The sequence below is a fragment of the Brevibacillus nitrificans genome, assembly GCF_003710965.1.
Taxonomy (GTDB): Bacteria; Bacillota; Bacilli; order Brevibacillales; family Brevibacillaceae; genus Brevibacillus; species Brevibacillus centrosporus.
In genome coordinates this window covers 1-26,202 of sequence record NZ_RHHU01000003.1, presented here as the reverse complement: position 1 = coordinate 26,202, position 26,202 = coordinate 1, and the positions used below count along the sequence as shown (strand labels likewise).

25 protein-coding genes and 2 riboswitches are annotated in these 26,202 nt (G+C 51.2%); of the genes, 7 read left to right on the top strand and 18 right to left on the bottom strand.

The genetic code is table 11. The annotated features are described in order from the left end of the window. Positions 1-19 precede the first annotated feature (19 nt). A complete protein-coding gene (locus EDM59_RS02000) occupies positions 20-499 on the top strand; it encodes a CcdC family protein (protein WP_122922113.1) in 480 nt (159 codons plus the stop codon). A gap of 46 nt (positions 500-545) precedes the next feature. Here the strand turns inward: EDM59_RS02000 and EDM59_RS01995 are convergent, their stop codons facing one another. From EDM59_RS01995 to EDM59_RS01975, 5 genes are all read right to left on the bottom strand, one after another. Then, entirely contained in the window at positions 546-1,577 is a 1,032-nt protein-coding gene (locus EDM59_RS01995) for a FecCD family ABC transporter permease (RefSeq protein ID WP_122922112.1), read from the bottom strand. A 3-nt stretch (positions 1,578-1,580) separates the two neighbouring features. Then, positions 1,581-2,636 carry a FecCD family ABC transporter permease gene (locus EDM59_RS01990; protein WP_122922111.1) on the bottom strand — a complete coding sequence of 352 codons (1,056 nt, stop codon included), beginning with the start codon at positions 2,634-2,636 and terminating at the stop codon, positions 1,581-1,583. Between the two features lie 49 nt (positions 2,637-2,685). Continuing rightward, positions 2,686-4,290, bottom strand: coding sequence for a helix-turn-helix domain-containing protein (locus EDM59_RS01985; protein ID WP_246010873.1), 1,605 nt, complete (start codon positions 4,288-4,290; stop codon positions 2,686-2,688). A gap of 94 nt (positions 4,291-4,384) precedes the next feature. Further along, positions 4,385-5,380, bottom strand: a complete 996-nt coding sequence (locus tag EDM59_RS01980; protein WP_122922110.1) for an ABC transporter substrate-binding protein — start codon at positions 5,378-5,380, stop codon at positions 4,385-4,387. Between the two features lie 222 nt (positions 5,381-5,602). Further along, on the bottom strand, positions 5,603-6,415 hold the full coding sequence (locus EDM59_RS01975) for a VOC family protein (RefSeq protein WP_122922109.1): 813 nt from the start codon (positions 6,413-6,415) through the stop codon (positions 5,603-5,605). 137 nt (positions 6,416-6,552) lie between these two features. On the opposite strand from EDM59_RS01975, the gene EDM59_RS01970 reads away from it, so the two are divergent. Together EDM59_RS01970 and EDM59_RS31560 are read left to right on the top strand one after the other, a co-directional pair. Continuing rightward, the gene (locus tag EDM59_RS01970) at positions 6,553-7,701 is read left to right on the top strand and encodes a CapA family protein (protein WP_122922108.1); all 1,149 of its coding nucleotides are present in this window, start codon (positions 6,553-6,555) and stop codon (positions 7,699-7,701) included. A gap of 57 nt (positions 7,702-7,758) precedes the next feature. After that, positions 7,759-7,890: a hypothetical protein gene (locus tag EDM59_RS31560; protein WP_281274544.1), complete on the top strand. Its 132-nt coding sequence runs from the start codon at positions 7,759-7,761 to the stop codon at positions 7,888-7,890. Positions 7,891-7,898: 8 nt separating this feature from the next. Here EDM59_RS31560 and EDM59_RS01965 read toward each other — a convergent pair whose 3' ends face one another. The 4 genes from EDM59_RS01965 to EDM59_RS01950 all read right to left on the bottom strand — a co-directional run bounded on the left by EDM59_RS01965 (position 7,899) and on the right by EDM59_RS01950 (position 12,593). Further along, on the bottom strand, positions 7,899-8,864 hold the full coding sequence (locus tag EDM59_RS01965) for a threonine ammonia-lyase (RefSeq protein WP_122922106.1): 966 nt from the start codon (positions 8,862-8,864) through the stop codon (positions 7,899-7,901). A 74-nt stretch (positions 8,865-8,938) separates the two neighbouring features. After that, entirely contained in the window at positions 8,939-10,093 is a 1,155-nt protein-coding gene (locus tag EDM59_RS01960) for a M20 metallopeptidase family protein (protein WP_122922105.1), read from the bottom strand. Positions 10,094-10,108: 15 nt separating this feature from the next. After that, positions 10,109-11,515, bottom strand: coding sequence for a YfcC family protein (locus EDM59_RS01955; RefSeq protein WP_122922104.1), 1,407 nt, complete (start codon positions 11,513-11,515; stop codon positions 10,109-10,111). 199 nt (positions 11,516-11,714) lie between these two features. Beyond that, entirely contained in the window at positions 11,715-12,593 is an 879-nt protein-coding gene (locus EDM59_RS01950) for a LysR family transcriptional regulator (RefSeq protein WP_122922103.1), read from the bottom strand. Positions 12,594-12,734: 141 nt separating this feature from the next. Here EDM59_RS01950 and EDM59_RS01945 point away from each other — a divergent pair, with 141 nt between their 5' ends. Both EDM59_RS01945 and EDM59_RS01940 read left to right on the top strand, forming a co-directional pair. After that, positions 12,735-13,790 (top strand): ornithine cyclodeaminase family protein, encoded by a 1,056-nt coding sequence (locus EDM59_RS01945; protein ID WP_122922102.1) that lies wholly within the window; start codon positions 12,735-12,737, stop codon positions 13,788-13,790. A 30-nt stretch (positions 13,791-13,820) separates the two neighbouring features. Next, a complete protein-coding gene (locus EDM59_RS01940) occupies positions 13,821-14,945 on the top strand; it encodes an aminotransferase (protein WP_122922101.1) in 1,125 nt (374 codons plus the stop codon). A 71-nt stretch (positions 14,946-15,016) separates the two neighbouring features. Here EDM59_RS01940 and EDM59_RS01935 read toward each other — a convergent pair whose 3' ends face one another. From EDM59_RS01935 to zwf, 5 genes are all read right to left on the bottom strand, one after another. Beyond that, positions 15,017-16,282 carry a homoserine dehydrogenase gene (locus EDM59_RS01935; RefSeq protein WP_122923342.1) on the bottom strand — a complete coding sequence of 422 codons (1,266 nt, stop codon included), beginning with the start codon at positions 16,280-16,282 and terminating at the stop codon, positions 15,017-15,019. A gap of 81 nt (positions 16,283-16,363) precedes the next feature. Continuing rightward, positions 16,364-16,473: riboswitch (SAM riboswitch) on the bottom strand. Positions 16,474-16,552: 79 nt separating this feature from the next. Further along, a riboswitch (SAM riboswitch) is annotated at positions 16,553-16,660 on the bottom strand. Positions 16,661-16,759: 99 nt separating this feature from the next. After that, a complete protein-coding gene (locus EDM59_RS01930) occupies positions 16,760-17,275 on the bottom strand; it encodes a DinB family protein (protein WP_122922100.1) in 516 nt (171 codons plus the stop codon). Positions 17,276-17,336: 61 nt separating this feature from the next. Next, positions 17,337-17,960 carry a cyclase family protein gene (locus tag EDM59_RS01925; protein WP_122922099.1) on the bottom strand — a complete coding sequence of 208 codons (624 nt, stop codon included), beginning with the start codon at positions 17,958-17,960 and terminating at the stop codon, positions 17,337-17,339. An 87-nt stretch (positions 17,961-18,047) separates the two neighbouring features. Further along, entirely contained in the window at positions 18,048-19,043 is a 996-nt protein-coding gene (locus tag EDM59_RS01920; protein ID WP_122922097.1) for a Gfo/Idh/MocA family protein, read from the bottom strand. Between the two features lie 39 nt (positions 19,044-19,082). Continuing rightward, the gene (gene zwf / locus EDM59_RS01915; RefSeq protein WP_122922096.1) at positions 19,083-20,582 is read right to left on the bottom strand and encodes a glucose-6-phosphate dehydrogenase; all 1,500 of its coding nucleotides are present in this window, start codon (positions 20,580-20,582) and stop codon (positions 19,083-19,085) included. Between the two features lie 425 nt (positions 20,583-21,007). Between zwf and EDM59_RS01910 the strand changes: the two genes are divergently transcribed. Next, a complete protein-coding gene (locus tag EDM59_RS01910; RefSeq protein WP_122922095.1) occupies positions 21,008-22,210 on the top strand; it encodes a saccharopine dehydrogenase family protein in 1,203 nt (400 codons plus the stop codon). A 63-nt stretch (positions 22,211-22,273) separates the two neighbouring features. Here EDM59_RS01910 and EDM59_RS01905 read toward each other — a convergent pair whose 3' ends face one another. Genes EDM59_RS01905 through EDM59_RS01895 form a run of 3 tightly spaced genes read right to left on the bottom strand, consistent with a single transcriptional unit; the run spans position 22,274 to position 24,793 of the window. Beyond that, complete coding sequence (locus tag EDM59_RS01905) at positions 22,274-23,464, bottom strand: ATP-binding protein (protein WP_122922094.1); 1,191 nt, start codon at positions 23,462-23,464, stop codon at positions 22,274-22,276. A gap of 5 nt (positions 23,465-23,469) precedes the next feature. Next, complete coding sequence (locus tag EDM59_RS01900; RefSeq protein WP_122922093.1) at positions 23,470-24,357, bottom strand: tetratricopeptide repeat protein; 888 nt, start codon at positions 24,355-24,357, stop codon at positions 23,470-23,472. Then, positions 24,338-24,793: a hypothetical protein gene (locus EDM59_RS01895; RefSeq protein WP_122922092.1), complete on the bottom strand. Its 456-nt coding sequence runs from the start codon at positions 24,791-24,793 to the stop codon at positions 24,338-24,340. Before EDM59_RS01895 ends, EDM59_RS01900 begins: the two co-directional genes overlap by 20 nt. Positions 24,794-25,028: 235 nt before the next feature. Between EDM59_RS01895 and EDM59_RS01890 the strand changes: the two genes are divergently transcribed. Further along, the gene (locus EDM59_RS01890) at positions 25,029-25,958 is read left to right on the top strand and encodes a bifunctional helix-turn-helix transcriptional regulator/GNAT family N-acetyltransferase (protein ID WP_122922090.1); all 930 of its coding nucleotides are present in this window, start codon (positions 25,029-25,031) and stop codon (positions 25,956-25,958) included. A gap of 58 nt (positions 25,959-26,016) precedes the next feature. Here the strand turns inward: EDM59_RS01890 and EDM59_RS01885 are convergent. Then, a partial coding sequence (locus tag EDM59_RS01885) for a hypothetical protein (protein WP_183192776.1) occupies positions 26,017-26,202 on the bottom strand: 186 nt, incomplete at its 5' end.

Genomic DNA, 26,202 nt, shown 5'->3' with positions numbered 1-26,202 from the left:
TTGTTGGAGGGATTCTTCCATGCAAATACTGTCATCGACGGCACTGGGTATCCTGGTGCCTCTCATCATGGCAACGGTGGTCATCTTTTTGCGCATGCGCCGGCAGAAAAAGCCCGTGTCCGCAAAAAGCATCATCTTACCGCCCTTTTTTATGGCTACTGGCTTTGCGATGTTTTTCTTTCCGGAAGCGGCAACTCCCCCGATGTACGACTTTACGGCCTTTCTCGTGGGTGTCGTGTTTTCCGTTCCTCTGATCATGACCTCCCGCTTCGAGATCGTCGGGCAGGAAGTTTATCTGAAGCGCTCTAAAGCGTTTTTCATCATTTTGATGGGGCTTCTGATCATCCGCCTGATCATCAAACTGGTGATTAACGATTCGTTTACGCCCATCCAAACAGGCGGCCTGTTCTTCCTGCTCGCTTTTGGAATGCTGGTGCCGTGGCGAATCGCGATGCTGTACATGTACCGCCAATTGACCAAGAAAACATTTGGTACGTAAGACAAAAAGCGAGGGTCCCGCATCAGGGAGCCCTCGCTTTTTTCTATTAATCTTTGGCCTTGGCCAGCAAATACAAGAAATACGGAGCACCGATAATCGCGACGACAATCCCCGTAGGAATCTCGGAAGGCTGTAAGATCCAGCGCCCGAGCGTATCTGCCGTAATCACCAGCAAGGCTCCGCAAAGGGCTGCGGCCGGCAACAAAACCTCGTGGCGAGGACCAACCAAGCGACGTGCCAAATGCGGCCCAATCAGACCTACAAACCCAATGCCTCCGCTGACAGCCACGCACGAAGCCGCCAAGCCTACAGCGGCAGCCAAGAGCTTGACTTGCTCCTTCGAAACAGGTACTCCGAGACCCGTAGCCATTTCCTTGCCGAGATTGAGCGTATTCATGACTCTCGCCTTGTAAAAGACAAACGGGACCAGAACAAGTAGCCAAGGCAGCAGGGACAAAACGAATTTCCAGCTTGCCCCCCAAATGCTGCCTGCCATCCACGTCGCTACAAACTGATATTTATCCGGGCTCAGCCGCAGCGTGAGAACGATCGTGGCTGCGCTCATTCCAGATGCTACGGCAACACCGGTGAGAACAACACGCGTTGGAGACAAGCCCTGGTGGCGTTTATGCGCCAAAAGATAAATGAGGACAGCCGTCCCGCTCGCCCCGATCAGAGCCAGTACAGGCAAAAGAAAAACGGGTGTCGCTGCTGTCGACGGATAAAATGAGATAAACAGCATGACGGTCAAGCCAGCACCTGCGTTGATCCCTAAAATCCCTGGGTCCGCCAAAGGGTTGCGGGAAATGCCCTGAATCACACAACCGGAAAGCGCAAGCCCTGCTCCAATCAGGATGGAAATGACAATGCGCGGCAGCCGGAATTCAAATAATATCAGCTCCTGCTTCTGTGTGCCTGATCCAAACAAGGTCGAGAGCAATTCTGATGGAGAGAGGCGAATGTAGCCCGTATTCATGCTGATGATAAAGACAGCTAGAATCAAAAAGCTCAAAATAATCATGGCAGTAATGGCATGTTTCCGCTTGCTCGCAGAAGTAATCGCTGTCGTTTGCGGCATCGTTTACAACCCCCTTCCCTGTTTGCGCGCCAGGTAGAGGAAAAACGGAACTCCGATCAGCGCAATCAGCGCTCCCATCGGCGTTTCGAACGGCGGATTTACCATCCGTGCCGCCAAGTCAGCAAAAACGACCAGCAAGCTGCCCAATACAGCCGAGCACGGAATGACCCAACGATAATCCACCCCAACCAGAAAACGTGTGACATGAGGGATGATCAGTCCGACAAAACCAACGGAACCGACAACCGAAACAGCCGATCCAGCCAAAATGAGAACCAGCAAAGTTCCCACTACCTTTACCCAAGCGGTCTTCATTCCCAGGCCTTTTGCAATCTCATCGCCCAGACTCAGCATTGTCAGGGAGCGCGATATGGCGATTGCACCAACCAACGCGATGACAATCCAAGGAAACATGATCTCAAGCTGATACCACTTGGTCCCAGCTACACCACCCGCATACCAGAAAGCCATATCTTGACCAACCTTGAAGTAAAGGGCGATCCCTTCACTCAGCGCAGACAGCATGGCACTTAACGCCGCACCTGCAAGGACGAGTCTGACCGGTGTCAAACCTCCCTTTGCCAGTGAACCGATCCCAAAGATCAGCACCGCACCGAGACCTGCTCCCAAAAAGCTGTACAGAATCAAATACATAAATGGCAGGCCCGGGAAAAAAGCAAAGCAAAGCGCCAATGCAAAGCCTGCCCCTGAATTCAGACCCAAAATACTGGAATCCGCCAATGGATTCAGTGTCATTCCCTGCATGATGGCACCTGCCACCGCCAAACTCGCTCCTACCATCGCACCACCCAGCAAGCGCGGCAAACGAACCTCTTGAATGATCTGATGCTGGGTCACATCCGGATTAAAATGAAAAATAGCGTCCCAAATAACCGAGAACTGAATGTCTGCTGCGCCGAATGAGATCGATAGGACCATCCCGAAGAAAAGCGCGATCATCCCCCCGAACAAAATGGCTGCAGCTGCCCAAGGGCGGGAATGGAACTTGATCTCTTCTTTTCTTACCCCTTCTTTCAGAGGCTGTGCTTGTTGCGCCATACGTACCACCTTTGTTGTTTGTATGTATTGATGCGATGAAACGGGCTGTTTAAGCGAGGATTTGCATGACATCCTCCAGTTTTCTCTGGTTGGTGATAGGTCCGTGGTTCATCCAAGTCATGAAGTCGACTTCGTACGCCTGTTTTTTTTGGACCGCGGGAAGGGCCTGCCATGATGGGTGCAGGATTTCGAGCCGCTCTGCTCCCTCTCCGGCATTGTGCCATTTATCAAAAGTGAAAAAGAGGTGGTCCGCGTCCAGCCTGGAGAGCAGCTCCCAGGAAACGCCCGCCCTCGCTTCCGTTTGGGACAGTTGATTGACTAGCGGGTGGGGAACTAGCCCCAAATCTTCAAAAAGCACCGCGTACGAATAGTTTTTCTCGACGCTGATCTGCCCGGCACACACACGCAAAAAGGCTACCGTCTGCCCACTCATGCTTCGAGCGAGACGACCTCGCGCCATTTCTGCCCTCCGATCGTACTGCTCGATTGCACTCTTCGCCTGTGCCTCTCGATCGAGGCTCTCTCCAAGAATTCGCATGGTCGTACGCCATTGTGGTCCCAGCTGGTGAATGACACAGGTACGGGCAATTTTCGAGCACTCCTTGTATAGATTCGATCGCCAGCCCGTACATTCTCGGAGCATGATAAAATCCGGATGACGCAAGGAAAGATCTTGGACCTCATCCGTTAAAATATTGTAGGCCGGAACATCGTGCAAGCCGAGATAGTCCTGCTTCCCCCAGTAAGTATGCGACCATTGGACGATCGGCTTGATTTCCAGCGCCATCAAATAATCTTCCATAAAGATAGAAACGACACGCAAATCTTCTCTATGAACATTGCGGTACTTTCCTGGAGCTACCCCCACTGTCTGCTTGAAACGCCGATTGAAGTAGTATTCGTTGTTGAAACCGACGCTCTGTGCGATTTCCTGAATCCGGTCACCTGTAACCAAAAGGAGCTGTTTTGCCCGTGAAATACGCAGCTGGTTGATGTAGTCCAGAGGAAGCTGGCCCGTCATTTCCTTGAAAAGCTGCGTGTATCGCCAGCGGGGAACGTGAGCATCAGCCGCCAGCTGATCGACAGTCATCTGCTCCTGGTAATGCGCTTCCACGTAGGCAATGGATTGCTCCACCGCTTTCTGCGGATCAAACTGCTGGTTCCTTGCGTTTTGCGCAAACAAATGGCACAGCAGCTGTTCAAAGCGAACGCGGTTGTAATAGCGCTGCCGTCGATCCGTCTCCTCGCAATGGTGATAGATTTCCTCTATTCCTTCCACCAAACGGGAAAACGGTGTACAGACGAGTTCCCCCACTACACAGACGGGAGCCCCCTCCTCCTGAATGCCTGCTCCTTCAGAATCGGGAAGCTCCACCATCCGAAATGTCAATCGATAGTATCCGAACGCTTTTTCGTCTGTGAGGATGCTCAGCTGTTGGTGAGGCTCCAAAATCCAGCAGCTCTCTTTTCCCAGTCGATAACGCTCGCCATTGAGTTGAAGCTGTGCGGCTCCTTCCATTCCCACCAGCAAAGCATAGGTACCGGACTCGAAATAATCACGTGAGCTTTCTGGAGGCAAGGTTTCCTTCTCTACCCCTGCCAGCAAACAAATGGAATCAGCAGTCATTCTGGTAGTCACTGTGTGAGCATGCAATTCTTTCAACTCCAAAAATGAGAATGATTATCAATATTATAATAAAAAAAAGAAAGCCTATCAACCATGTGTTGTGTGGCTTTCTCCTCTTTTTTTATTTGACAAACAGGTTTACCAGATCATCCGCTTTCATCATGTTCGCAATAACAGAACCGGACTGCCAATGCGTACGATCTACTTTATAGACATGACCGTTTTTAACGGCTGCAACAGACTGCCAGAGTGGCGTATTCAGCATTTCAATCGCTTTTTTGTTTTCCTCAGTAGTCCAGCCTCCATTGGATGGAAAGAGAATGATGTGGTCAGCACGAAGCGTAGGGATCGCTTCTTCTGAAAGCACCACATGTGTATCCTGGTTTTTCACTTCCTCGGGCGCTTTCAACCCCAGCTCTTTGTATAGGATTCCTGTGTACGCGTTGCCCTCTCCAAAAAGGGCCAAAGTCGGCTTCTCCCCTACATTCAAACGCACGACTGCTACTGACTGGCCGCCAATCGCTTTTTCCAGCTTTGCTTTTGCGTCAGCCATTTTCTCCTCGTATTCTTTTTCTACCGCGGCTGCTTTCTCCGGTATGCCCAGCAGGTCAGCGATAGTTTTCAGCCTGCCCATCGTATCATTGCGAAGCTCGTCTGGCAGCTTGTACGTTGGCGCTACTTTGCTGTACTGCTCGTATTTCTCTGCATCTGCTCCCCCGTCTACGATGATCAGATCCGGGCTTGCCTGCAGGAGCACTTCCATACTGCCGGTGATATCAAACAGGGGAACATCCAGATTCAAATAATCTTGCTTCCCCCATGCAGGATGATACCATTGGACAATCGGCGTCACGCCCAGTGCTTTCAAGAAATCTTCCTGATATATTGCAGCGACTCGCTGGGGATGAACCGGGATCTCTACATCTCCATAAGCGTCCTTCACGACTCGCGTTTGGGCAGCGCTACTCTCTTGGGTTTGCTGCGGCTGTTGTTGGGCCTGCGGCTGCTCTGTCGTCTGTGCTTGTTGTGCCGCTCCTCCGCAGCCAGTCAATGCCAGCATCGCTACCATAGCTGCTGCTAGACCTTTCCACGCTCTTTTTTGAACATTTCGGACCATGATCTTACCCTCTCCTGTACCTAATGATTTCTGCTAGATCACATAAATGATTCTCATTCTCAATAATTTCTATAAAATGATCATAGGCCGAAATCCTCTGTACGACAATGCACATTCTCCAATACTTTTTATACAAACGCAAATGAATGCAAATAAAGGCGGGTATGAACCATGCTCGTCCCGAATAGACGAACCTGATCCATACTCGCCTTGACTACTTGCTTAGCATGGAAGAAGCGTGTACATTCCGCCAAGTACGACATCTTGGGCTTCCCTGTTCTCTGTGCATACCTTCAAGGCAAATGGCCGCTCCCCTCTGGTTTGCAGAGCCTTGCTCGCCAGCCCAGATCCGACTGGCTGACATAGTAGTATCGAGCCTCCGGGTACCGGCAGCTGCCGACATTTTGCTCCCAGCTGCTCATCTGTAACAACCTCGCTGCCCTCCCAGCCAAACCAAAGCTGCCACCTGCGCACTGCTTCCTCCAGATCAGATACCGCATAGCAAACGGACTGGATCGACTTGGCTCCGTTGGCATGCGGGGCAATGACCCCTCGACTCGTCAAGTCTTTCACCCGTTCCTCATCCGACTCTCCCCACTCGATGAGAAACGGAGGCTGCAGAGCGCTATCGGGATCGTCGAGGAACAGCATTCTCCAGCGAATCGTAGAACCATCTTCCCGCATTCGGCTTCCTGCCACAGGTCCTGTGACTATCAATCCTGCTTGACGCAGCCGGTTCGCCCATTCATCCATTTGCCGTGTGCGAAGCGCGATCTGCCCAAGCCCCTCTCCCTGCTTCTGATCAGCTACCAGCTGCCGAATCAGCGGATTCTCGGACTCCCTCGCCAAGTCTTCCCGCTCGACAGCCAAAAACTCCACATACGTCAGCCCAAAGTAGCTCAAGCTATTCCACGTGCCCCACATTGCATGCCTGCCTCCCGCTACGGCATGGTACCCTTTTGCCCGAAATTGTTCTGCTGCCTTTGCAGGGGCGCGATGCACAAAATGAACGATGTGATCCAAAGCTAAATCCACGCGCTCTCACCTCTGTCCTCTCCTGAAAAACATTTTGTTCATTGTACTTCTTCTCCCATGAAAAGGAAAGACAGGAGGGAGCATGGTATAATGGACGAATGTTTCGACAAACGATGTCTTATTCGTCAGGAGGAATCATGAGCCGAACGAGTCGAACCGTAACAAGACGCAGAAAAACGATCACCAAGTGGCGCCAGGCCGGGCAGCGAACACTGCTTTTCAGTTTGTTCGCCATTCTCGCGGTTGGTGGGTACGTCTTGTATGAACGGATTTCTAGCACGGGACAGGAAGGATCTGCACAACCAGCTCCTCCATCCCACCAAGGAAGCGAAGCAGTTCCTGAAAAAGAGCCCACGATTTCACTTAGCTTTGCGGGCGATGTCATGATGTCAGGGAACGTCGAGAAAACTTTGCAGGAAAAAGGGTATGACTATGCTTTTTCGCACGTGTCTCCTCTATTTCTCGCGGATGACTACACGGTCGTGAATCTGGAGACACCAATCACCGAACGAGGGACTCCCTCTGACAATAAAGCCTTCGTGTACAAATCCTCTCCGCTCGCGGTGCCAGCCATGAAGCAGGCGGGGATTGATGCCGTCAATCTGGCCAACAATCATACGCTCGATCAAGGAACAGAAGGGTTGCTCGACACGCTGGCTGCACTCGAAAGCCATCAGATTGATTACGTAGGTGCGGGAAAAGATGATGCCCGGGCCTATGCTCCTGTGTACATCGAAAAAAACGGGATTCGCGTGGCCCTGCTCGGCTTTAGTCGAGTCATTCCCGAATACAGCTGGTACGCCGGAAAAAACAAGCCGGGGCTAGCCGCCACCTACGACCCTGCCCTCGCCGTCCAAGCGATCCAGGAGGCACAAGCAAAAGCAGATGTGGTCATCGTTATCGCCCATTGGGGAAAAGAAAAAGTGGATGACCCGATCGAGCACCAAACGACTCTTGCCCGCACATTCATCGATGCAGGAGCAGATCTGGTGATCGGAGGACATCCACATGTTTTGCAAGGCTTTGAAAAATACCAGGACAAATGGATAGCATACAGCTTGGGCAATTTTATTTTCACACGAGCTTCCGAGCCCAAGACATGGGAGAGCATGGTGCTTCAAGCCGAGTGTACCAAGCAAGGCAGCTGTGAACTGACGATGCTGCCCTACCACGCAAAGCTAGGTCAGGCTGTCCCGATGAATGAGGCAGACGGCAGGCTTTTGCTGGAGCGGATCCAATCGCTGTCCAATTCCGTTACGATTCACCCAAATGGTCGTTTGGAATGAAACTTTTTCTTCCGCGTCACGTAATACCTAGAGAAGCATGCGAAAGGAGGGACTGCTATGACAGGATTGCTCATCGCCCTGGGCGCATTTGGGATCTTTGCTGTCTCCGGGTATTTCCTGACGAAATGGGAAAAGGTCGTCTTCCCAGGCAACCAGCAAAACGGAGAGTCAAAGCCCCATCAGAAATAAACTTGCGCTTAGGTATAGCTGTTGATAATCTTACCCAGCTTGGCTGCATCTACATTGCTGCCGCTGACGATGTTCAATACTTTTTTGCCTTTCAAATAGGGCAAATGCCCGTGCAACAAAGCGGCAACGCCGACTGCACCGGATCCTTCCACCATGTAGTGATGCTCTTTCGCCAGCCAGTACATCGCATGGGCAACTTGCTCTTCCTCGACCAGCACAAATTGGTCGACAATGGTAAGCGCCAGATCCAGATTGCCTTGGGAAATCCCTCCATGCAAGCCGTCAGCAAGCGAGTCGCTGTACGTCACATCAGCCAGTCTGCGCTCCTTGAACGAATAGTACCAAGGTGGCGACGCGTGCGTCTGAATCCCGATCACTTCGATGGCTGGATTGAGCGCCTTGGCAGCGACGGCGATTCCGCAAATCAGTCCTCCCCCACCTGCTGGCACCACGATCGCATCAAAATCAGGCTGCTCGAGCAGCGCTTCCAGTGCGACTGTCCCTTGTCCTGAGATGATCTCGTTATCCTCGAACGCATGGACAAAGGTCCGCCCCGTTTCCTCTGCGAGCCGATACGCATACGCCTCTGCTTCATCGTAATTGTCGCCATGCACCACCAATTCAGCCCCGTAGCGCTGAATGCCAGCCCGCTTCGTTTCCGGAGCCGTCTTTGGTACGACGATCAGGGCTGATACCCCTGTGAGCGAAGCAGCGTACGCCACGCCCTGTGCGTGATTTCCTGCCGATGCCGTGATGACCCCTCGTCCCAGTTCCTCTTTGGATAAAGAAGAGATTTTGTTCAAAGCGCCGCGCAGCTTGAACGAACCCGTCTTCTGCAGGTTCTCCAGCTTGAGCCATACTTCAGAACCCACATGCAAGGAAAGCGCATCTGATTTGATCAGCGGCGTCTTTACGATTTCGTGCTCGATACGTTTTTTTGCTTGCAATACACTTAGCATGGAAACATTCAACATTCTTTCGTACCTCCTGAAGCTTTTTTCTATTCTGTCCGTGAAGCTGTGCACCGTGCCGATCCCTGACCCAATTTTCAGGAAAAGCGACGGACAAGCTGGATAAACAGCTCGATTGCGGTCGGAATCGCATCTTCGTCGATATCAAAGCGTGGATGATGGTGAGGATATGCACTTCTCTCCCCGCCCATGCCCACAAAGACAAACGATCCTGGACAATGCTCCAAATAATAGGCAAAGTCTTCGGCAGCCATCGTCGGCTCCATGTCAGCCGCGTAGAAGGATTCACCAAATGCCTCAAGGACGACTCGCTCTACATAGCGACTTTGCACCCGGTCATTGACCAAGGGAGGCGGTCCCCAGCTGTACTCGATTGTGCCCACCGCGCCAAAGCTCGCAGAGACACCTTCCACGATGCTTTGCATTTGCCTAAAGATTCGCTGTCTGGTCTCTTGGGTTAGGCTGCGCGTCGTACCCAGCATGACAGCCTCGTTGGGAATGATGTTGTACGTACTGCCAGCTTCGACCTTGCCGACTGTCAGGACCGCTGGCTGCAAAGGACTGATCGCTCTGCTGACGACGGATTGCAATCCACTGACGATTTGACCCGCGATGAAGATGGGGTCGACGGCATCATGCGGCATGGCACCATGTCCCCCTTTTCCTTCGATCGTGATCGTGAACTCATCGCAAGCCCCCATCATCGATCCGTGGCAGACACCGATCTTTCCTTTTTCCAACGGCTGCCAGAGGTGAATTCCGAAAATCGCATCGACGCCTTCGAGTACGCCTTGATTGATTAAAGCGGTCGCCCCGCTTGGATCGCGCTCTTCCGAGGATTGAAAAATCAACAGGACGTTCGCTTTCACGTCACTCCTGTTTTCCGCGAGCCATTTCGCGACTGCCAGCAAGACAGCTGTATGTCCATCATGTCCGCAGGCGTGTGACACCCCTGGAACTTTCGATTGATAGACTTTCTGTCCTTCCTCCATCACAGGCAGCGCATCGATGTCGGCGCGCAGTGCAATGGTTTTGCTTCCTTCCGTCCCTCGCACCAGCCCTACGACACTCGGTGCGGCAAAGTCCAAAATGGGAATACCCAGCTCTTCCAGATGTCTCTTGATATAGGCATGGGTCAGATGCTCTTCCCCTGACAGCTCTGGATACTGATGCAAATGTCGACGATGCTGTACGGCCCATTCGCCAAGTGCCGTAGAAACCAATGCTTGCATGAACGGTGCCCTCCTTTAAAACGGTCCGTATCCAATGAGCTGTGCCACGATAACGGCTACCAAACCGATGGCGTACTGCGTCAAAATCAGAGGCATGATCCATTTCGCCCAACGTGCCCATGGAATACCGGCAATCGCCAGACCTGCCATGAAATAGCCTGATGTCGGGAAGATAATGTTGCCGATCCCGTCCGCCATCGAAAAGCTGAGTACGGCAGTTTGTCGAGTCACTCCTACCAGGTCGGCCAGAGGCGCCATGATCGGCATCGTCAGCGCTGCTTGTCCACTGCCAGATGGAACGATCAAGTGGATGATGGCTTGCAGCAAGTACATACCCACTACGCTCAGTGCAGGAGGCAAGTGGTGAATCGCCGATGCTGCGTGGAACAGAATCGTATCGATCACATGCCCGTCCGTCAAAATCACGACGATCGCACGCGCCACACCAATAATCAGGGCGCCTGAGATCAGACCTGCTGCCCCTTTCATGAACGCATTGACCGTTTCCCCTGCAGACAGCCTGCCGACGATCGCGATAATAATGCCCAATACGGTAAAAAGACCTGCAATCTCCGTGATAAACCATTCGTATTTAACGACCCCGTAAGCCAGCAAGGCAAAGTTGAGCAGGAAGCAGGTCAACACGATTTTGTGTCTCGTCTCCAGCTTCACATCCTTAGACTCGAGGTTATCGTATTTCCCCTCTGCGAAAAAACCGTAGCCGCGGTCGCGCTTCACTTTCATCGCATAACGGTAGACAAAATAGACCGATACCGCGTACATAATCACGAACAGGATGATTCGGTAGCCCATCCCCGAAAATGGCGGCAGCTCGGCAATGCTCTGCGCAATCCCCACGGTAAATGGATTCATGACCGCCGTGGTAAACCCGATGGACGCCCCTACCAGCACGATCGCGGTCCCAGTAATGACATCAAAGCCCAGGGCAATCGCGAGGGGAATCATGATCCCCAGATAAGCGAGCGTTTCCTCTGCCATCCCCATCAAAGCTCCACCCATAGCAAAGAAAAGCATCATGATCGGGATCAGCCATTTTTCCTGATTCGCCAGCTTGCGAGAAAGCGTAGAAATGAGTGCTTCAATCGTGCCTGTCGCTGTTAAAATACCAAAAGTACCACCAATAATAAGGACGAAAAAGATAATGGACGAAGCTTCTACCATTCCTGTGTGAATCGAACCGATCACGCCCATCAGACTCACGGGAGACGATTCGATTCCTTTGTAGGTGTCCGGTACGACAATGCTGCGGCCATTCACCTCGGTCCGCGTATATTCGCCAGCTGGCAGAACATACGTCGCAAGAGATGCGATGACCAGTACGATCAACAACAGCACGAAAACATTCATTTCCCTTGGCTTCTTGTTCAATGGTGTAGGGGCTGAAACATTCGGTTGTGCCATCGAGCAGTTCGACCTCCTTCTTATCTAAATTTTCTGTCTCCAAATGGTAGCATACTCTCCTAGAACCATCTAATAAGGAATGCCTATGGTAACCATTGAGAGATTCAATTCTATCGGCTCAAGAGCTCTTGTCGGCACGCCGAAAAGGCCGATCGCCTCCGCAGAGGATCCGCCTCACCCTATCCTGCCTTTTTATTTTCTATCGACCTGTCGCTTCCGGCCAGCCTTCTATCACCAGCTCCGCGAACGACCGAATCGTCGTCTCCTCGGATCGATCCTTCAAAAAAATAAGATGGGTATCCAGACGCTGCTCGAGCTGGTGCAAAGGAACGAGCAACCCGGATGCCAGCTCCTCGCGAATGAGATTTGCACTGATTAACGCGACACCCGTATGATTCAAGACCGCTATTTTGATGGCTTCCTCGCTGCTGCTTTCGATCGCAGCTGCCGGATGATAGTCTAGCTCCGTGATCGACTGGCTATGGAGACCCTCGAGATTGTAGCTCTCTTTATAGATAAAAGGGAAATGCTCCATGATGTAGCTTCGGTCATGCTTTTCATAGATTTCTCTGGATGTGACGACCAGCAGCTTTTCCTGTTCCAAAAGTTTGCTCTCCACTTCCGGCTTGCCGCTCACCCCTGCGATGATGCCGATGTCTGCCTCATTGGAAGTGATCATGTTTACGGCATCCGCACTGTTGCACGAAACGAGCTTTAGCTTGACCTGCGGATGATGATGGATATAAGAACGGATCAACTGGCTGAGATAATGGGTCCAGTAGTATTCCGGTGCCGCCACTACCAGTGTTCCGTAAGGCCCGTCCAGCATTTTTATCGCTTTATCCATTTGGGAGACGACGGCGAACAGCTTGTCGACATGCTCTTTCATCATCTTCCCGGCCGGTGTCAGAAACGTTTTTTTCCCGACCCGATTGAACAGCGGATGTCCAATCTCTTTTTCCAGCGTCTGGATTTGCAGTGTAATCGTCGGTTGTGTATAGCCGAGCATTTCGGCAGCTTTGGTTAAGTTAAGCTGGTCTGCTACTACCTGAAATGTTTTTAACGTGCGAAGCTCCATCCTGCTCCCCCCAAGCTTAGAAGGTCTCTCTGAGATTCCTATGGTTACTATTGAATACACTAATTTCATTATTATTTTATTCTATGCTAAAGTCAAAGCCATATCATCCAAAGAGTCAAGAGAGGGAGAGGGGGATCTATCATGTTTCCATTTCGAGTAATCGATGAAGCAAGCGTGAGAAAGCTGCTGGACATGAAAAACGTCATCGAGCTGGTTGAGCGAGCCTACACGCTCAAGGAGCAAAAAGAAGCATCACTGTTCCCAATGGTATTCCACGAATTTGCTCCAGGCAAAGCGGACATGGATATCAAATCCGGTCATCTAAAGGGAGCTCATATATTCGGACTGAAGCTGGTCTCCTGGTTCGGAGATAACCCATCCAAAGAGCTGCCCGCACTCGTCGGTTTTGTCATGGTTCTCGACAGCGATACCGGCGTTCCGAAAGGCATGATGAGCGGCGAGCCCGTAACCTTGATGCGTACAGGTGCGGCCGGCGGAATCGGTGCCAAGTATTTCGCAAGACCAGAATCCGAGAACTTGCTGCTGGTAGGCAGCGGACATCTGGCTCCATATGAAATCATGGCTACCCTTCTCACGATGAAGCACATCAAAAAAGTGACGGTATACAATGCAAACTCCTATGAGAGAGCAGCAGCCTTTTGTGCGACGGCAAAAGACAAGCTGAAAACTATGTTCCTCCCACCTTATCAGAATGATCAGGAACTTTATCAGACGCTGCTGGACCGCATCGACATCGAGTACGTCGCAACCGACAACATCCGTGCAGCCACAGAGGAAGCGGACATCATCATCACCGCTACTCCTTCCCACAAGCCGATCATCATGAAGGAATGGGTCAAGCCTGGCACACATTTCTCCTGCGTTGGCGCAGATATGGCAGGAAAACAGGAAATCGATGAGAATCTCTTTTCATCCGCTCGCGTTTTCGTAGATGACGTGACACAAGCCATCAACGTCGGCGAAACCAAAGTCGCTGTCCAAAAAGGGCTCATCACCCAAAACGACATCATCTCGGAAATCGGCAGCGTCATCCTCGGCAAGACACCTGGCCGCTTGTCCGATCAAGATATCACTATTTACGACAGCACGGGCATTTCCTTGCAGGATTTGATCACAGCGGATTACGTCCTCAAAAAAGCGGAGGAGCAAGGCATCGGAACGGTTGCACAGCTTTAATCACGTAAATGAGATAAAGGAGGAAAGATTGTGGATATCAAGCTTTTTGCAGTAGAGGATTGGATGAACAAATACGAGATGAGCGCGACGTACAATATCGCAGAGACTTGCGTCGATTCCTTGACGGTTGAGGAGCTCATTTCGATGGACGGTACAAATCCAGAAGACTTTTTCCGTTCCCTCGCTTCTAAAAAACTGACGTATGGACATATTGAAGGCTCGCCGGAATTCCGCACACTGGTTTCCCAGCTGTACACGACGGTTGAAGCGCAGCAAGTGCTCGTCATGAATGGCGGGATCGCTGCCAACTTCCTGGTCTTTTACTCGCTCGTAAAGCCTGGCGACCATGTGATTTCCGTCCATCCGACCTATCAGCAAATCTATGACGTACCAAAATCGTTCGGTGCCACCGTCGATTTGCTGCATTTGAAGGAAGAAAACGGCTTCCTGCCGGATCTCGATGAATTGCGCTCGCTCGTGCGGGAAAATACGAAGCTCATCTGCATCAACAACCCGAACAACCCAAGCGGATCACTCATGGAGCGAGATACCTTGGAGCAAATCGTGGAAATCGCCCGCTCCTGCGGCGCTTACCTACTGTGCGACGAGGTCTACCGCAATCTGCTGCAGGATGATGATCTCGTCGTCCCTTCTGTCGCTGACCTGTACGAAAAAGGAATCAGCACTTCCAGCATGTCAAAGGTTCTTTCCTTGGCAGGACTGCGTCTCGGCTGGATCGCAGCTCCGAAAGACGTAATTGAGGAGTGCATCAAGCATCGGGATTACACCACGATCAGCGTAGGCATGCTGGATGATCTTTTGGCTGTCCATGCCATGAAAAACTACGACCGGATTTTAACCCGCAATCGAAAAATCATTAAAGACAATCTGGCAATCTTGGATGAATGGGTAGCAAATGAGCCTGCCATTACGTACGTCAAGCCACGCGCTGGTACCACCGCGATGCTCAAATATGATTTGCCGATTTCCTCCGTCGATTTCTGCGAAGGATTGTTGAAGGAAACAGGCGCCTTCCTGACTCCCGGTATTTGCTTCGATATGGAAGGCTATCTGCGAATCGGTTACGCTTGCGAGACAGAAATGCTGCGTGAGGGCTTGCAGAAGCTTTCGGAATACATCCGTTCCAAGCGATAAGGTTTTGAATCAGTCGACAAAGGCTGTGGAGGCTTTCTCCACAGCCTTTTTTTGCATGAGGCGAAGCAATCTTACTCCACTGAGCCAAGCAATGGGAAACATCGCACCTGTAACCCAAAGTCGGACCGCAGGAGGTCGGAATGCTCATCCGTGAAGCCCGTCGTAATCAAGCCAGCGCGCAGGACTCCCCCCAAGTCGAACTGAACTTTCAGCTTGTGCACTTCCACACCTGCCAAGCGCAAGAAGTGAAGAACCCGATCTGGAGTAGCTGCAGGTCCAGTCCCTTCCACATAGCAAAAGGACTTCGCTTCCGTCTCTTGCGTCGTTTCCGCGCCCCCTTCTCTTTCCTTCCATACAGGATGCGGGGTAAATGGCTGGGTCAGCAAATACGCTAAATCTTCCACGACTGCACTCGCTGTCGGCAGCTCGCCTGCTCCTCTCCCCGTAAACAGCAGATCCCCGACAATATTTCCAGACAGCTGAACGGCGTTAAACGCGTCCTGAATTTGTGCCAAAGGATGACTGAGTGGCAGCATGGTTGGCTCCACGGAAAGACGGATGCCTTCTCCTGTTTGCTCTGCTTGCGCGATCAGCTTGATCCGGTAGCCGAGCTCACCTGCGATGCGGATCTGCCCAGCCGTCAAATCCGCTATCCCTTTGCGGTTTACTTCTGCCAGTGGGAGTGATTCGCCATATACCAATTGCGCGAGGATGTACAATTTGTACATCGCATCGAAGCCCTCCACATCTGAGCGCGGGTCTGCTTCGGCATAGCCGAGCTCCTGAGCCTGCTTCAATACCTCTTGATACGAGAGCTGCTCTTGCTCCATTTTTGTCAGAATGAAGTTGGTCGTTCCATTGAGGATGCCGCGAACGCCGCTAATGTCATTGGTGCGCAGGAATTGGCGCAAGACCCCCAGAATCGGGATTCCCCCTGCTACGCTCGCTTCATAGGCCAGATGCACCTGGTGCCTGTTCGCCAAGTCCACCAGCTCTGTTCCTCGTTTTGCGAGCAGCTCTTTATTGGCTGTGACGACATGACAGCCTTTCTCGATCAGCGCACGCACATAATCGTACGTAGGCTCGACACCGCCCATGACTTCAACGACAATATCGACATCGCTTTTCAACACGTCTTCAAAATCCGTGGTCAAAACGGAGCGATCCAAATGTACGGCTCTCTCCTTTTCCGAGTCACGCACCAGCGCTTTGACGATCTCGATTCGTTTCCCCAGACGAGACGCCAGCTTTTCCTGCTGCGAACGAATGGTTTTAATGACACCGCCCCCAACTGTTCCCAAACCCAACAACCCTACTCTTACGACCCCTGTACTCATCTCATTCACCCCATCTGTAGTAGTGCCGAACAAGAAAAAACCTTCTTCGGTTAAGAAGAAGGTTGGTTGGTCGATCCCTTCTTCTTATCTCGCAGGACGTAGACATCCTGCAGGAATTGGCACCTTGTCATCTGCTGCATGACGGTTGCCGGGCTTCATAGGGCCAGTCCCTCCACCTCTCTGGATAAGAAAACATCCTATGTAGTTCAAAAAATAAAAAACCTTCCTCGATAAGAAGAAGGTTCGTAATATCGTATACGAATGACCCGCTTCTTATCTATCGAGACCATCGTCTCGCAGGAATTGGCACCTTGTCATCTGTTGCATGACGGTTGCCGGGCTTCATAGGGCCAGACCCTCCACCTCTCTGGATAAGAACGTTTTATGCTATTGAGGACTATTCTAAGAAATTCCACCCCATCCGTCAACAAAAAATTCACGCTATTCCACTGACTTTAAAAAATTGCCGCTTACAGCCTATACCCCGTATCTTTCCACCAGAATGCTGCGGTGATGCAGCTCGTGACCCGCGATGATAAACGCCAACGCTCTCACAGAAATCACGCTGTTATTGGCCGTTCCCTTCCGCATCCAGGACTCTTCCGGCAAGCCTTTAAGCAAGGCAATCGTAGCCAGGCGAACGGCTTGGTATTCCTCTAACAGATCGCTCACTGAGCGGGATGAAAACGAGCCCTGTGCCACATACGCTTCATCGTCGTAGCCTGCCAGCCCTGTTTCATCTGCTCTGGCAAATCGGAGCAGTCGATAGCTCATGATTCGTTCGGTATCGATGAGATGTCCCAGCACTTCTTTTACTGACCATTTCCCTGGAGCGTAGCGATGCTCCTCCTGTTCCTTGGTGAGTGCCGAATACTGTTTGGTCGTTTCCTGTATGTGAGCAGCTAGCAGCTGAACCAGGTCGCCATCTGGCACGAGATCGATATACCTGCCGTAGTAGGCGATGTATTCGTCTTGCATTGGACGTGTGATCATGTTTCTTACCCCTCTTTCTTTGGACGAAAATAAACAACCAACGCTCCTTGCTGACTATCCCTTAAGAAATCGTGACCCCATCCAGCAACAAGACCCGTGCTGGTGCGGCGTCTGTACCCATTAGCTTGAGCGGAGCCGCAACCATCAAATACTCCCCTTGCGGCACTTCCTTCAAGCGCAAGCCTTCGATGATAATGATCTCGCTGGCAAACAGTGTTTTGTGGGTCGGATGCCCTTCTTGGCTTCGCTCGATCCCCAGTGCGTCCGTCCCTACGCCTCGCACACCGAGATTCGCCAAATATTCCGCTCCATCCTTTGCCAAAAAGACAAACTCGAAATCAAAGGCTTCTTCCCAGGAATTTCTCGTTTTGAACAACAGAAAATCTCCGGCCCCAATCTCAAATGCCTCCAGATCGGCGCGTCCGATTCTGTCCTGCACATGGGTGAGATCCAGTACTTTGCAGGTTCCTACCAGCTTTTCCAATGAAATAGATTCAAACGTAGCCCCATCCGTCACCATGTGCAGAGGAGCATCTACATGAGTTCCTGTATGTACATCCAGCTCAATCCTTGATTCGGTCACATATCCATTGGTCACCGGGTTGATTCTGGGCTGCTTCTCCGGCTTGTTTTTGTAGACCGTCATCCCTTCATAAACAGCACCCGTTACATCGTACATTTTCATGCATGTCATCCTCCAAATCAAAGTATGGTTGGACCAAAGCTACGTACGAATCTGAAAATTCAAACAGACACCTCCAAAAGCTTGGTGCTAGTCTTCAGCACCGGGCAGGTCTGGCGGATAAACGAGACCGATTTGTCTTCTCGCTTCGTCCATGATTTCCATCGTGTACAGCGAGCTTGCATGGGAATTCGTCGCGGATTGCCGTTCGCCACGCTTGGCAAGCTCCATGAACTCTCGGATTTCATAATGCATCAGCTTGGGCGTTTGCTCCTGGGTGATATCTTCGACTCTGCCATCCCTGTAGCGGATCTCAATCTTTTTCAGGTGATTGATTTTGTCGATGACCATCGTAGCCAGCTCCCCTTGAATTTCGGTTGGCAGATAGGAGTCTGTAATTTTGGAGTAAATGACCACAGCCTCTTTATCTTCGTACTTCATGAGGATGCTTCCTTCACCATCTACGCCGGATTCGAGCATGACCGCTTCCGCTTTTACCGAGTCGGGCTTTCCAAACAGGACAACGAGCGGATACAGACAGTAGACCCCGATATCCATCAGTGCCCCGTTTGAAAAGGCAGGGTCAAATGCGTTGAGCACGGTACCTGACTTGAAGGCATCATAGCGCGAGGAGTATTGGCAATTCGCTGCGAAATAGCGCCGAATTTTCCCGAGCTTAGGAAGATTCTCCTGGATCGCGCGGAAGTTGGGGGCAAACGTCGGTTTGACTGCTTCCATGAGGAGAACCCCGTTTTGTTCGGCAGCCGCCAGCATCGCACTAACCTCTTTTGCGTTTGATGCAAACGGCTTTTCACACAGCACGTGAAGTCCATGCTCCATACACAGGATCGCTTGTCTCGCATGAAAGGAATTTGGGCTGGCGATGTAGACCGCATCGATCTCCTTGCTTTCGGCCATCGCCCTGATATCCGTAAAACGATGGGGAGCGCCCATCATTTCGGCGAACTCCTTTGCCCGCTCTTCTGTGCGAGAGTACACAGCGGTGAGAGAAAAACCTTCCACTTCCTTCCCAGAACGAATGAACTCCTCGGTGATCCAGTTGGTACCTATGACGCCAAAACGCATCGCAGATCGCTCCTTTTTTCGCCAGGCGCAGGCGATTGCCTACGAATGGCTCGTGATCGGTTCCCTCTCCGGGGCTTTGTCCAGCCACCATTGAAATCCGTCTGCCAAAAGCAGCTCGGCTGAAGCATCAGGTCCGTACATCCCCGCAGGGTACACGTGCAGCGGAACAAGGTCTTCACGGAAGGCAGCCATAATCGGTTCTACCCACATCCAGGACAGCTCGACCTCTTTCCAGTGCGCGAAGTACGTCGAATCCCCTCTCAGCGCATCAAACAAGAGCAGCTCGTAGGCTTCCGGCACATCCTTGGTGCCTGCAGAAAAGTCTACGGTGACCGGCTCTATTTTGCCGCTATTGGTTGGATTCTTACTATTGACCTGCAAAGCAATGCCCTCGTCCGGATTCACGCTGATAATCAGTAAGTTCGGTGCGGGCTTCTCCTGCCGATGGCGGTACAGCTTCTCCAACGGGTTTTTAAACTCGATGACGATTCTCGTCGATTTTTCCTTCATCCGCTTGCCTGTACGGATGTAAAATGGCACCCCCTGCCAAAAGGGATCGTCAATCCAGACGCGCGCGGCTACAAAAGTATCGGTCTTGGATGCCTCGCTGACTCCAGGCTCGTCCACATAACCGACTACCGGCTTGCCGTGCAGCTCTCCTGCTCCGTATTGTCCGCGAACCACATGCTGGCTGACCTCTTCTTTTCGCAAAGGGCGTACCGCTTCCATTACTTTTCGTTTTTCTCCACGAATCTCCTTTGCCGTTATGCGTTTTGGCAGGTGCATAGCTGTCATCATCAGCATTTGCAGCATGTGATTTTGCACCATATCCAACAGGGCACCCGTATGGTCATAATACCCAGCCCGTTCTTCTACACCGACGGTTTCTCCTGCGGTAATTTGCACATTGGCGATATATTGGTTGTTCCACAAAGCTTGGAATACTGGATTGGCAAATTCCAACGCTTCGAGATTTTGTACCATCGGCTTGCCCAAATAATGGTCGATCCGATAAATTTCTTCTTCCTCAAAGGAGGCACCCAGCTTTTCGTTCAGCTGTCTGGCGGATGCAAGATCGTGCCCAAATGGTTTTTCGATAATCAGGCGCTTCCAGCCTTTCGTCGTTCCCAGTCCAGATGCCCTGATGTTCGACGCGATCACCTCGAAAAACTCCGGCGCCACAGACAAGTAAAACATCCGATTTTCCGGTAGGTCCAAAGCGGCTTCTCTTTCCTTCACCCGCTCCTGCAGTGGCAGAAACTCTTTCGGGTCCGTCACATCAACGGAGCAGTAGCAAAAGGCTTCGAGAAATGCGTTTATCTGCTGCGCTTCCACCTGAGAGCGCCGCGAGAAGGTACGCACCGATTCCGCCACACTCGATTGAAATTCTTCATCTGACAAGCCTCTCCTGCCAACACCCACGATAGAAAATACAGCTGGCAGCTTTTTATCCAGATACAAATTGTACAAGGCAGGATAAATCTTCCGCTTTGCTAAATCTCCTGTAGCACCAAACAGCACAAAGGTCATCGAATCCATGTACGATCCCGCCTCCTTTCGATCATTTTCTCAGCTGCGATTCATGTTCACACCGTTATTATTAGAGAAAACATGCTGGTTATCAAGTAGTCCCGTCAAGAAATGTCGAATTTTTGTCTTTTTTTCTGTTGGATCCAGATGAATCGACAGCCACTTCCCGCTACTAGTAGCATGTCCTCTCTGGTTGAGTTATTCCTTGCGCATGGGACGTCGGGGGGACCTCATATACATGTACGAAAGGAGGCTTTTTCTCCGCTAGTTTCTGACCAAGGAGGTTTGTCATGAGACTTCGACTGCGTCCCCGTGAACCCATCGATCCGGTCCTGGAGGTTTCGGTGCGCCCCGCCACCATTGATCTGTTTTTGCAAAAATGGCTGTTTCGAATGCGAAGATAGCAGATGGATATCCATTAGGAGGAGGACTCTATGCGAGTCGCAATTTTAGGTGTAGGCGGAGTAGGACAAGTAAGTGCGTGCGAACTTATAAAATCACCCTATGTAAAAAAGCTTGTTCTGGCAGATATTGCTACGGGACCTGCTGAAGAGCTGGCCGCTGAACTGCGGAGGGAGACGGATGTAGAAATCCTGGTCAAACGAGTAGATGCCCGGGATGTGTCCAGTGTGCAAGCCATTTTGGACGAGATCGACCTGCTGCTTCATATCGGTTTGCCAGAAAATAATTTCGACGTCATGAAGGCGTGCTTGAACACCAAGACTCATTACATCGATACAGCTTCCTCTGGACCACAATGGCTGCGCAAGCAACTGGCATGGAACGATCAATTTCGTGCGGCAGGCATCCTCGGAATCATGGGGCTTGGCTGCGATCCCGGCTTTTCCAATATCGCTGCCCGCTATGCCGTAGATCAATTGGATGAGGTCGATGCCATCCTCATTCGCGATGGAGACAACTCCGTAGTAGATTATGACGGCTTTTGCTCCTATTTCAGTCCGCAGACGGCGATCCAGGAATGTCTGGCCAAGCCGAACTATTGGACGGCAGGAAAAGGCGAGCAGTATTTGCCTACACCATTTGCCAACAAGGAAGAGTTTGAATTCCCGGAGCCGATCGGGTGGCTGGACTGCTATCACGTAGAGCATGAGGAACCGACCACGCTCGGTGAAACCATCGGTCGTGCAAAAGGCTGCAAGTATGTCGATTTCAAATACGCGCTTCACCCTGACTTTGTAAATACGCTGCAGGTCTTGCGTTACCTCGGGCTGGACAGCGACGAGGAGATCGAGGTAAAGGGCGTGCGTGTCGCCCCTCGCGATGTCGTTGTGACTTCGATGCCCAAGCCAGTTGATCTCGCTGGCAAAATACACGGATACTCCAGTGTAGGAGCTCTTGTCAAAGGGAAGAAGGATAACAAGCGAAAAGATATTTACGTCTACACGATCGCCAATCACGATGAGGTCTTTTACAAAACGGAGTTCCAAGCGACGATCTGGCAGACCGGTATCCCCCCTGTCGTGGCTGTTGATATGATAGCGGAAGGACTGTTGACAACTACAGGCTGCATTCCGCCTGAGCTGATTGATCCCATCCCCTTTTTAACCAAACTGAAAGCACGCGGGATGTCCTGGGACGTCATCGAGAAGACCTCCCCTCTTTTGCACATGCTCTAAGACGTAAAGTTCACATACAAAAACCGTTCGGGAAAATTTCTTCCTGAACGGTTTTTACCATTGCTATATTCTTTTTTGCTCCGCCAAAAAATGCTCGACTCCATCGTAAAGCCCTTCGTCATTGGCGTATTTTACATAGTTTTTCGCCGTACGCAGCCATTCAATTGTCGTAGGACGAGTGGCGGCTATTGACTCCCGCAGATCGCTCATCCGGATGGGACGCTCGGTTCCTTTTGCCAGGATGTCATGCAGCACTTGCTCCGTGGCGAGCTCCACGACATACTCGATATCTGCTCCGGAGTACAGCTCCGTCCAGGCCGCCAGCTGGGCATAATCCAGAGGCTCTACCGGTCTGCCATCCAGCTTAAGCTGAAAGATCGTCTCCCGCGCTGCTCTGTCAGGCGGTCCGACGAACACCATTTTCTCAAAGCGGCCCGGACGATGAAACGCAGGGTCTACATCCCATGGCATGTTGGTTGCCCCCATCACCAAGAGCCGATCTGCACGCATGCTCGCTCTGTCCATCTCAGACAAGAGCTGATCGATGATCCCTCTCATCCAGGGTGACGATGCTTTCCCACGATGGTACCCGATGGCATCCATCTCGTCCAAAAAGAGCACTGCTGGCTTCTGCTGCCGTGCTGAATCAAACAGGGCTCGGATGTTCTGTTCGCTTGCACCCACGTGCGTATGTAAGATATCTGCCACTTGTACGTGAAACAGCTTTGCCTGACATTCACCTGCGGTTGCTTTTCCCAAAAAAGTCTTCCCACAACCAGGGGGGCCGTATAGCAGGACACCGCCGCCTGCACGAATCCCGTACCGGTCGTATAATTCTGGTGTCAAAAAAGGCTGAACCATTTTCATCCGGATGGCTTCCTTCACATCGTGCAGCCCTCCTACATCCAGGAAGCGAGCCGCTTTGTCGAGCACGGTGACATGGCTCTCTCCCTTTTTATTTTTCCCCCCCTCAATGACGCGCATGGTGACGCTGGATTTTACAGGCGCCTGTGTACTTGTTCCACCGTCATTGGCTTTTCCCGAGCTGCGCTTTGGCATTTGTGTACTCAGCTTGTTTAGCTCGATCACGATCTGATCCTTTAGACCCTCGTCCCCGTAAGCCAACGCCTGCGTAAAGGCCAGCAGTGCCTCTCCCCTCTCTCCTTGCTCTGTATATTCCAATCCCAGCAAGAACCACGCTGAGGCATTTTTCGGTTCGTTGCCGATCATATTTTTCAAAATGTCTATCTTCATTTGTTTCATCCTCTGCGTGCCATTTTGCATGTCCATTTGTACAGAAAAGGTGAGAACCAGAAGTAACCGCATACGAGTATGGCAAAAATCCCGACAGCCATGAGACTGGAGTACCAATGCAGCTTTGCAAGGATATATAGGCAAAGAATCAGCATGATCCACCAGACAGACGGTCCTCCCGTTTTTAGCAGGATGCGCTCTGGCCAATTCATGGGATGAATGAGCTTATCCAGCCGCTCTAATACTTGAACCAAATGCTCATCCAACGGGTTCATTCGATAGGCTTGGGTAAAATAGGCCCGCGCTTCCCGATACGCCTCCTGATCCAAAGCCAGAAGTCCGAGCTTTACCAGCTTGTCTACCCGATTGCCCGCTACTCTAACGTAACTGCGAATCGTTTCTTCCTGCTCCATCGGCTGTTCGTATGCCCGCTGAAAAAAGTATTGATAATGCAGGACTGTCTCATCATCATGCCCCAGATATTGGGCATGCGCAAGGAGGTGTTTCGCTTTTTCTTCGTAACCGGTCTGGAGCATCAGGTACGCGTATTGTGCCATCACTCCTGCATTTTTCGGATTCTCATGCAACGTTGCCAGCAGCCACTCCTCGGCTTCTACATACGCCTTTTTCTCGATACAGATCGCCCCGAGCAATGCAAAGCAGATTTCTTTTTGTGTGCCGGATTTCACGGCTGCCTTTGCGTACGCCTCTGCTTCCTCAATCTCTTCGAGGTAAAAGGCGCAGGAGGCTGCGTAATACAACGCGATTTCATCCGCTGGCTCGCGTAATAGCACCTGAAGAAATTTACGCTTCGCTTGTTCGTACTTTCCGAGCTCGTAATAATAAACAGCTTCTTGCCATAGGACGATCTCTTTAGCGGACCACATCGCCATAGAAATAGACCTCCCCCGTGCGCAGAAGCAGGAATTCCAGGGGGAGCGAGACAATCGACAGCACGATGGCTGGCTTCGTCAAAGACCTGTACTCTCCCTGCACGACAGAATGAAGGCGAAATCGTTTTTTCAAAACGCAGCGATAGCCAAGCCCAAGCCCCGCCGCGGTCACTCGCGAAAAAAGCAGCGCGTCCAGCATAGATCCTGTCATCCATGTATAGAAAAAAGTCGACGCCAAAAGAATCAGACCGACCAGAAGCATTCCAAGAGTCGTTCTTTTAGAGACACGCAGCCAAAGGCCGTTCATTGTGCCCAAAACGAGAACGGGTAACAAGCCACCAAAGAAACCTGCGTAGAGAAGCGAGCTTATGCGATAGGATCTGGTTTCCTTGACTCCCCCATGCCTGAGGGAGGGGTACAGCCATTGCTCAATCACTTCTTCTGCCCCTTTCCAACTATGTACAACTCCAACCATTCCATTATAAAACAAACAACCAGCAAGAAGAATATGGAAATTCAAACAGGAAAAGAAAGTGAGCTTTGTAGCAGTACCTGGACGATAGAGCCAACCCACGATTTAGTTGACTGAGTCAATTTTGTAGTTGCCTCAGTCAACTAATGGGCGTATACTTTTGGTAGCAAATCTTTCCTACCTTGAGGGAGGGGACCCTATGGAGTCCATTCAGTATGTCGAAAAAATAAGGAAGTTCAACCGTTATTATGCGAACGTGCTCGGGAAAATTGATCAAGAAATTTACAATCCGTCTTTTCCGCTCACGGAAGCAAGGGTCATTTCCGAAATTCACTATAGCCCTGGATGCACGGCAACAGAAATTCGTGAAAAGCTGGGGGTAGACCGGGGATACATGAGTCGAATCCTTCAGCGCTTCGAAGAGGAACAGCTGATTCTCAAAAAGCAGTCCCTCGATGACAAACGGCAATATGCCCTCTTTCTCACGGAGAAGGGAAACGGCGTTTTCGAGGAGCTGGTGGATCGCGCCAATCGCGGTGTCGACAAGATGATCCAGAACATCCCTGAAACGGATTTGACAAAGCTCGTCTCTTCCATGGAGACGATAGAATCCATTTATACGAAAGAACAGCCGTCGCATGTAACCGTAGCCGTTCGTCCTTTTCAGCCCGGAGATGTTGGCTACGTCGCCTATTTGCATGGGAGATACTACAGCCAAAACTATCAGTTTGGAAAAATATTTGAATATTACGTCATGAAAGGACTGACCGAATTCCTTTACGATTCGGAGGGAGGACAGCTCTGGATTGCGGAAGTGAATGGTCAGATCGCCGGCTCAATCGCCATTACGAAGGCTGAGGACACAGTCGCCCAGCTGCGCTGGTTCATTTTAGATGAACCCTTTCAAGACATTGGTTTGGGGAAAAAGCTCATGGAAACGGCCCTTCGCTTCTGCGTGGAGCAAAATTACAAGCATGTGTACTTATGGACCGTATCCTCGCTGGCCGCTGCTCGATCCCTTTACACGAAATATCAATTTGTACGAACGGAAGAAAAACCAAACGACGAGTGGAGCCGTACGCAAATGATCGAGGAACGTTGGGATCTCGATTTGACGACCACTCCCTAACAACACAGGAAAACGCTTCTTCTCATGATAAGAAGAAGCGTTTTGCCATGAAGGCTGTTTAGTCGTTTCCGTTTCCGTCGTCTTCGCCGGAATCTCCATTGTATTTCCCTTTGTCTGCTCCGTTGTTGCCGTTGTTGCCGTTATTTCCTCCGTTATCCTTTCCATTTCCACCGTTGTTTCCGTTGTTCCCAGGACCAGTACCACCGTTTCCACCATTTTTGCCGCCTTTTCCTTCGCCCGTGCC

Bases quoted from the DNA above. Each gene is read 5' to 3' on its own strand.
- EDM59_RS01980 (WP_122922110.1), bottom strand. From the start codon at position 5,380: ATGGTCCGAAATGTTCAAAAAAGAGCGTGGAAAGGTCTAGCAGCAGCT.
- zwf (WP_122922096.1), bottom strand. From the start codon at position 20,582: ATGGATTCGATGACCTTTGTGCTGTTTGGTGCTACAGGAGATTTAGCA.
- EDM59_RS01990 (WP_122922111.1), bottom strand. From the start codon at position 2,636: ATGGCGCAACAAGCACAGCCTCTGAAAGAAGGGGTAAGAAAAGAAGAG.
- EDM59_RS01920 (WP_122922097.1), bottom strand. From the start codon at position 19,043: ATGCGTTTTGGCGTCATAGGTACCAACTGGATCACCGAGGAGTTCATT.
- EDM59_RS01945 (WP_122922102.1), top strand. From the start codon at position 12,735: ATGTTTCCATTTCGAGTAATCGATGAAGCAAGCGTGAGAAAGCTGCTG.
- EDM59_RS01970 (WP_122922108.1), top strand. From the start codon at position 6,553: ATGAGCCGAACGAGTCGAACCGTAACAAGACGCAGAAAAACGATCACC.
- EDM59_RS01960 (WP_122922105.1), bottom strand. From the start codon at position 10,093: ATGCAAGCATTGGTTTCTACGGCACTTGGCGAATGGGCCGTACAGCAT.
- EDM59_RS01900 (WP_122922093.1), bottom strand. From the start codon at position 24,357: ATGGCGATGTGGTCCGCTAAAGAGATCGTCCTATGGCAAGAAGCTGTT.
- EDM59_RS31560 (WP_281274544.1), top strand. From the start codon at position 7,759: ATGACAGGATTGCTCATCGCCCTGGGCGCATTTGGGATCTTTGCTGTC.
- EDM59_RS01910 (WP_122922095.1), top strand. From the start codon at position 21,008: ATGCGAGTCGCAATTTTAGGTGTAGGCGGAGTAGGACAAGTAAGTGCG.
- EDM59_RS02000 (WP_122922113.1), top strand. From the start codon at position 20: ATGCAAATACTGTCATCGACGGCACTGGGTATCCTGGTGCCTCTCATC.
- EDM59_RS01995 (WP_122922112.1), bottom strand. From the start codon at position 1,577: ATGCCGCAAACGACAGCGATTACTTCTGCGAGCAAGCGGAAACATGCC.
- EDM59_RS01955 (WP_122922104.1), bottom strand. From the start codon at position 11,515: ATGGCACAACCGAATGTTTCAGCCCCTACACCATTGAACAAGAAGCCA.
- EDM59_RS01925 (WP_122922099.1), bottom strand. From the start codon at position 17,960: ATGAAAATGTACGATGTAACGGGTGCTGTTTATGAAGGGATGACGGTC.
- EDM59_RS01965 (WP_122922106.1), bottom strand. From the start codon at position 8,864: ATGTTGAATGTTTCCATGCTAAGTGTATTGCAAGCAAAAAAACGTATC.
- EDM59_RS01905 (WP_122922094.1), bottom strand. From the start codon at position 23,464: ATGAAGATAGACATTTTGAAAAATATGATCGGCAACGAACCGAAAAAT.
- EDM59_RS01950 (WP_122922103.1), bottom strand. From the start codon at position 12,593: ATGGAGCTTCGCACGTTAAAAACATTTCAGGTAGTAGCAGACCAGCTT.
- EDM59_RS01930 (WP_122922100.1), bottom strand. From the start codon at position 17,275: ATGATCACACGTCCAATGCAAGACGAATACATCGCCTACTACGGCAGG.
- EDM59_RS01935 (WP_122923342.1), bottom strand. From the start codon at position 16,282: ATGAGTACAGGGGTCGTAAGAGTAGGGTTGTTGGGTTTGGGAACAGTT.
- EDM59_RS01890 (WP_122922090.1), top strand. From the start codon at position 25,029: ATGGAGTCCATTCAGTATGTCGAAAAAATAAGGAAGTTCAACCGTTAT.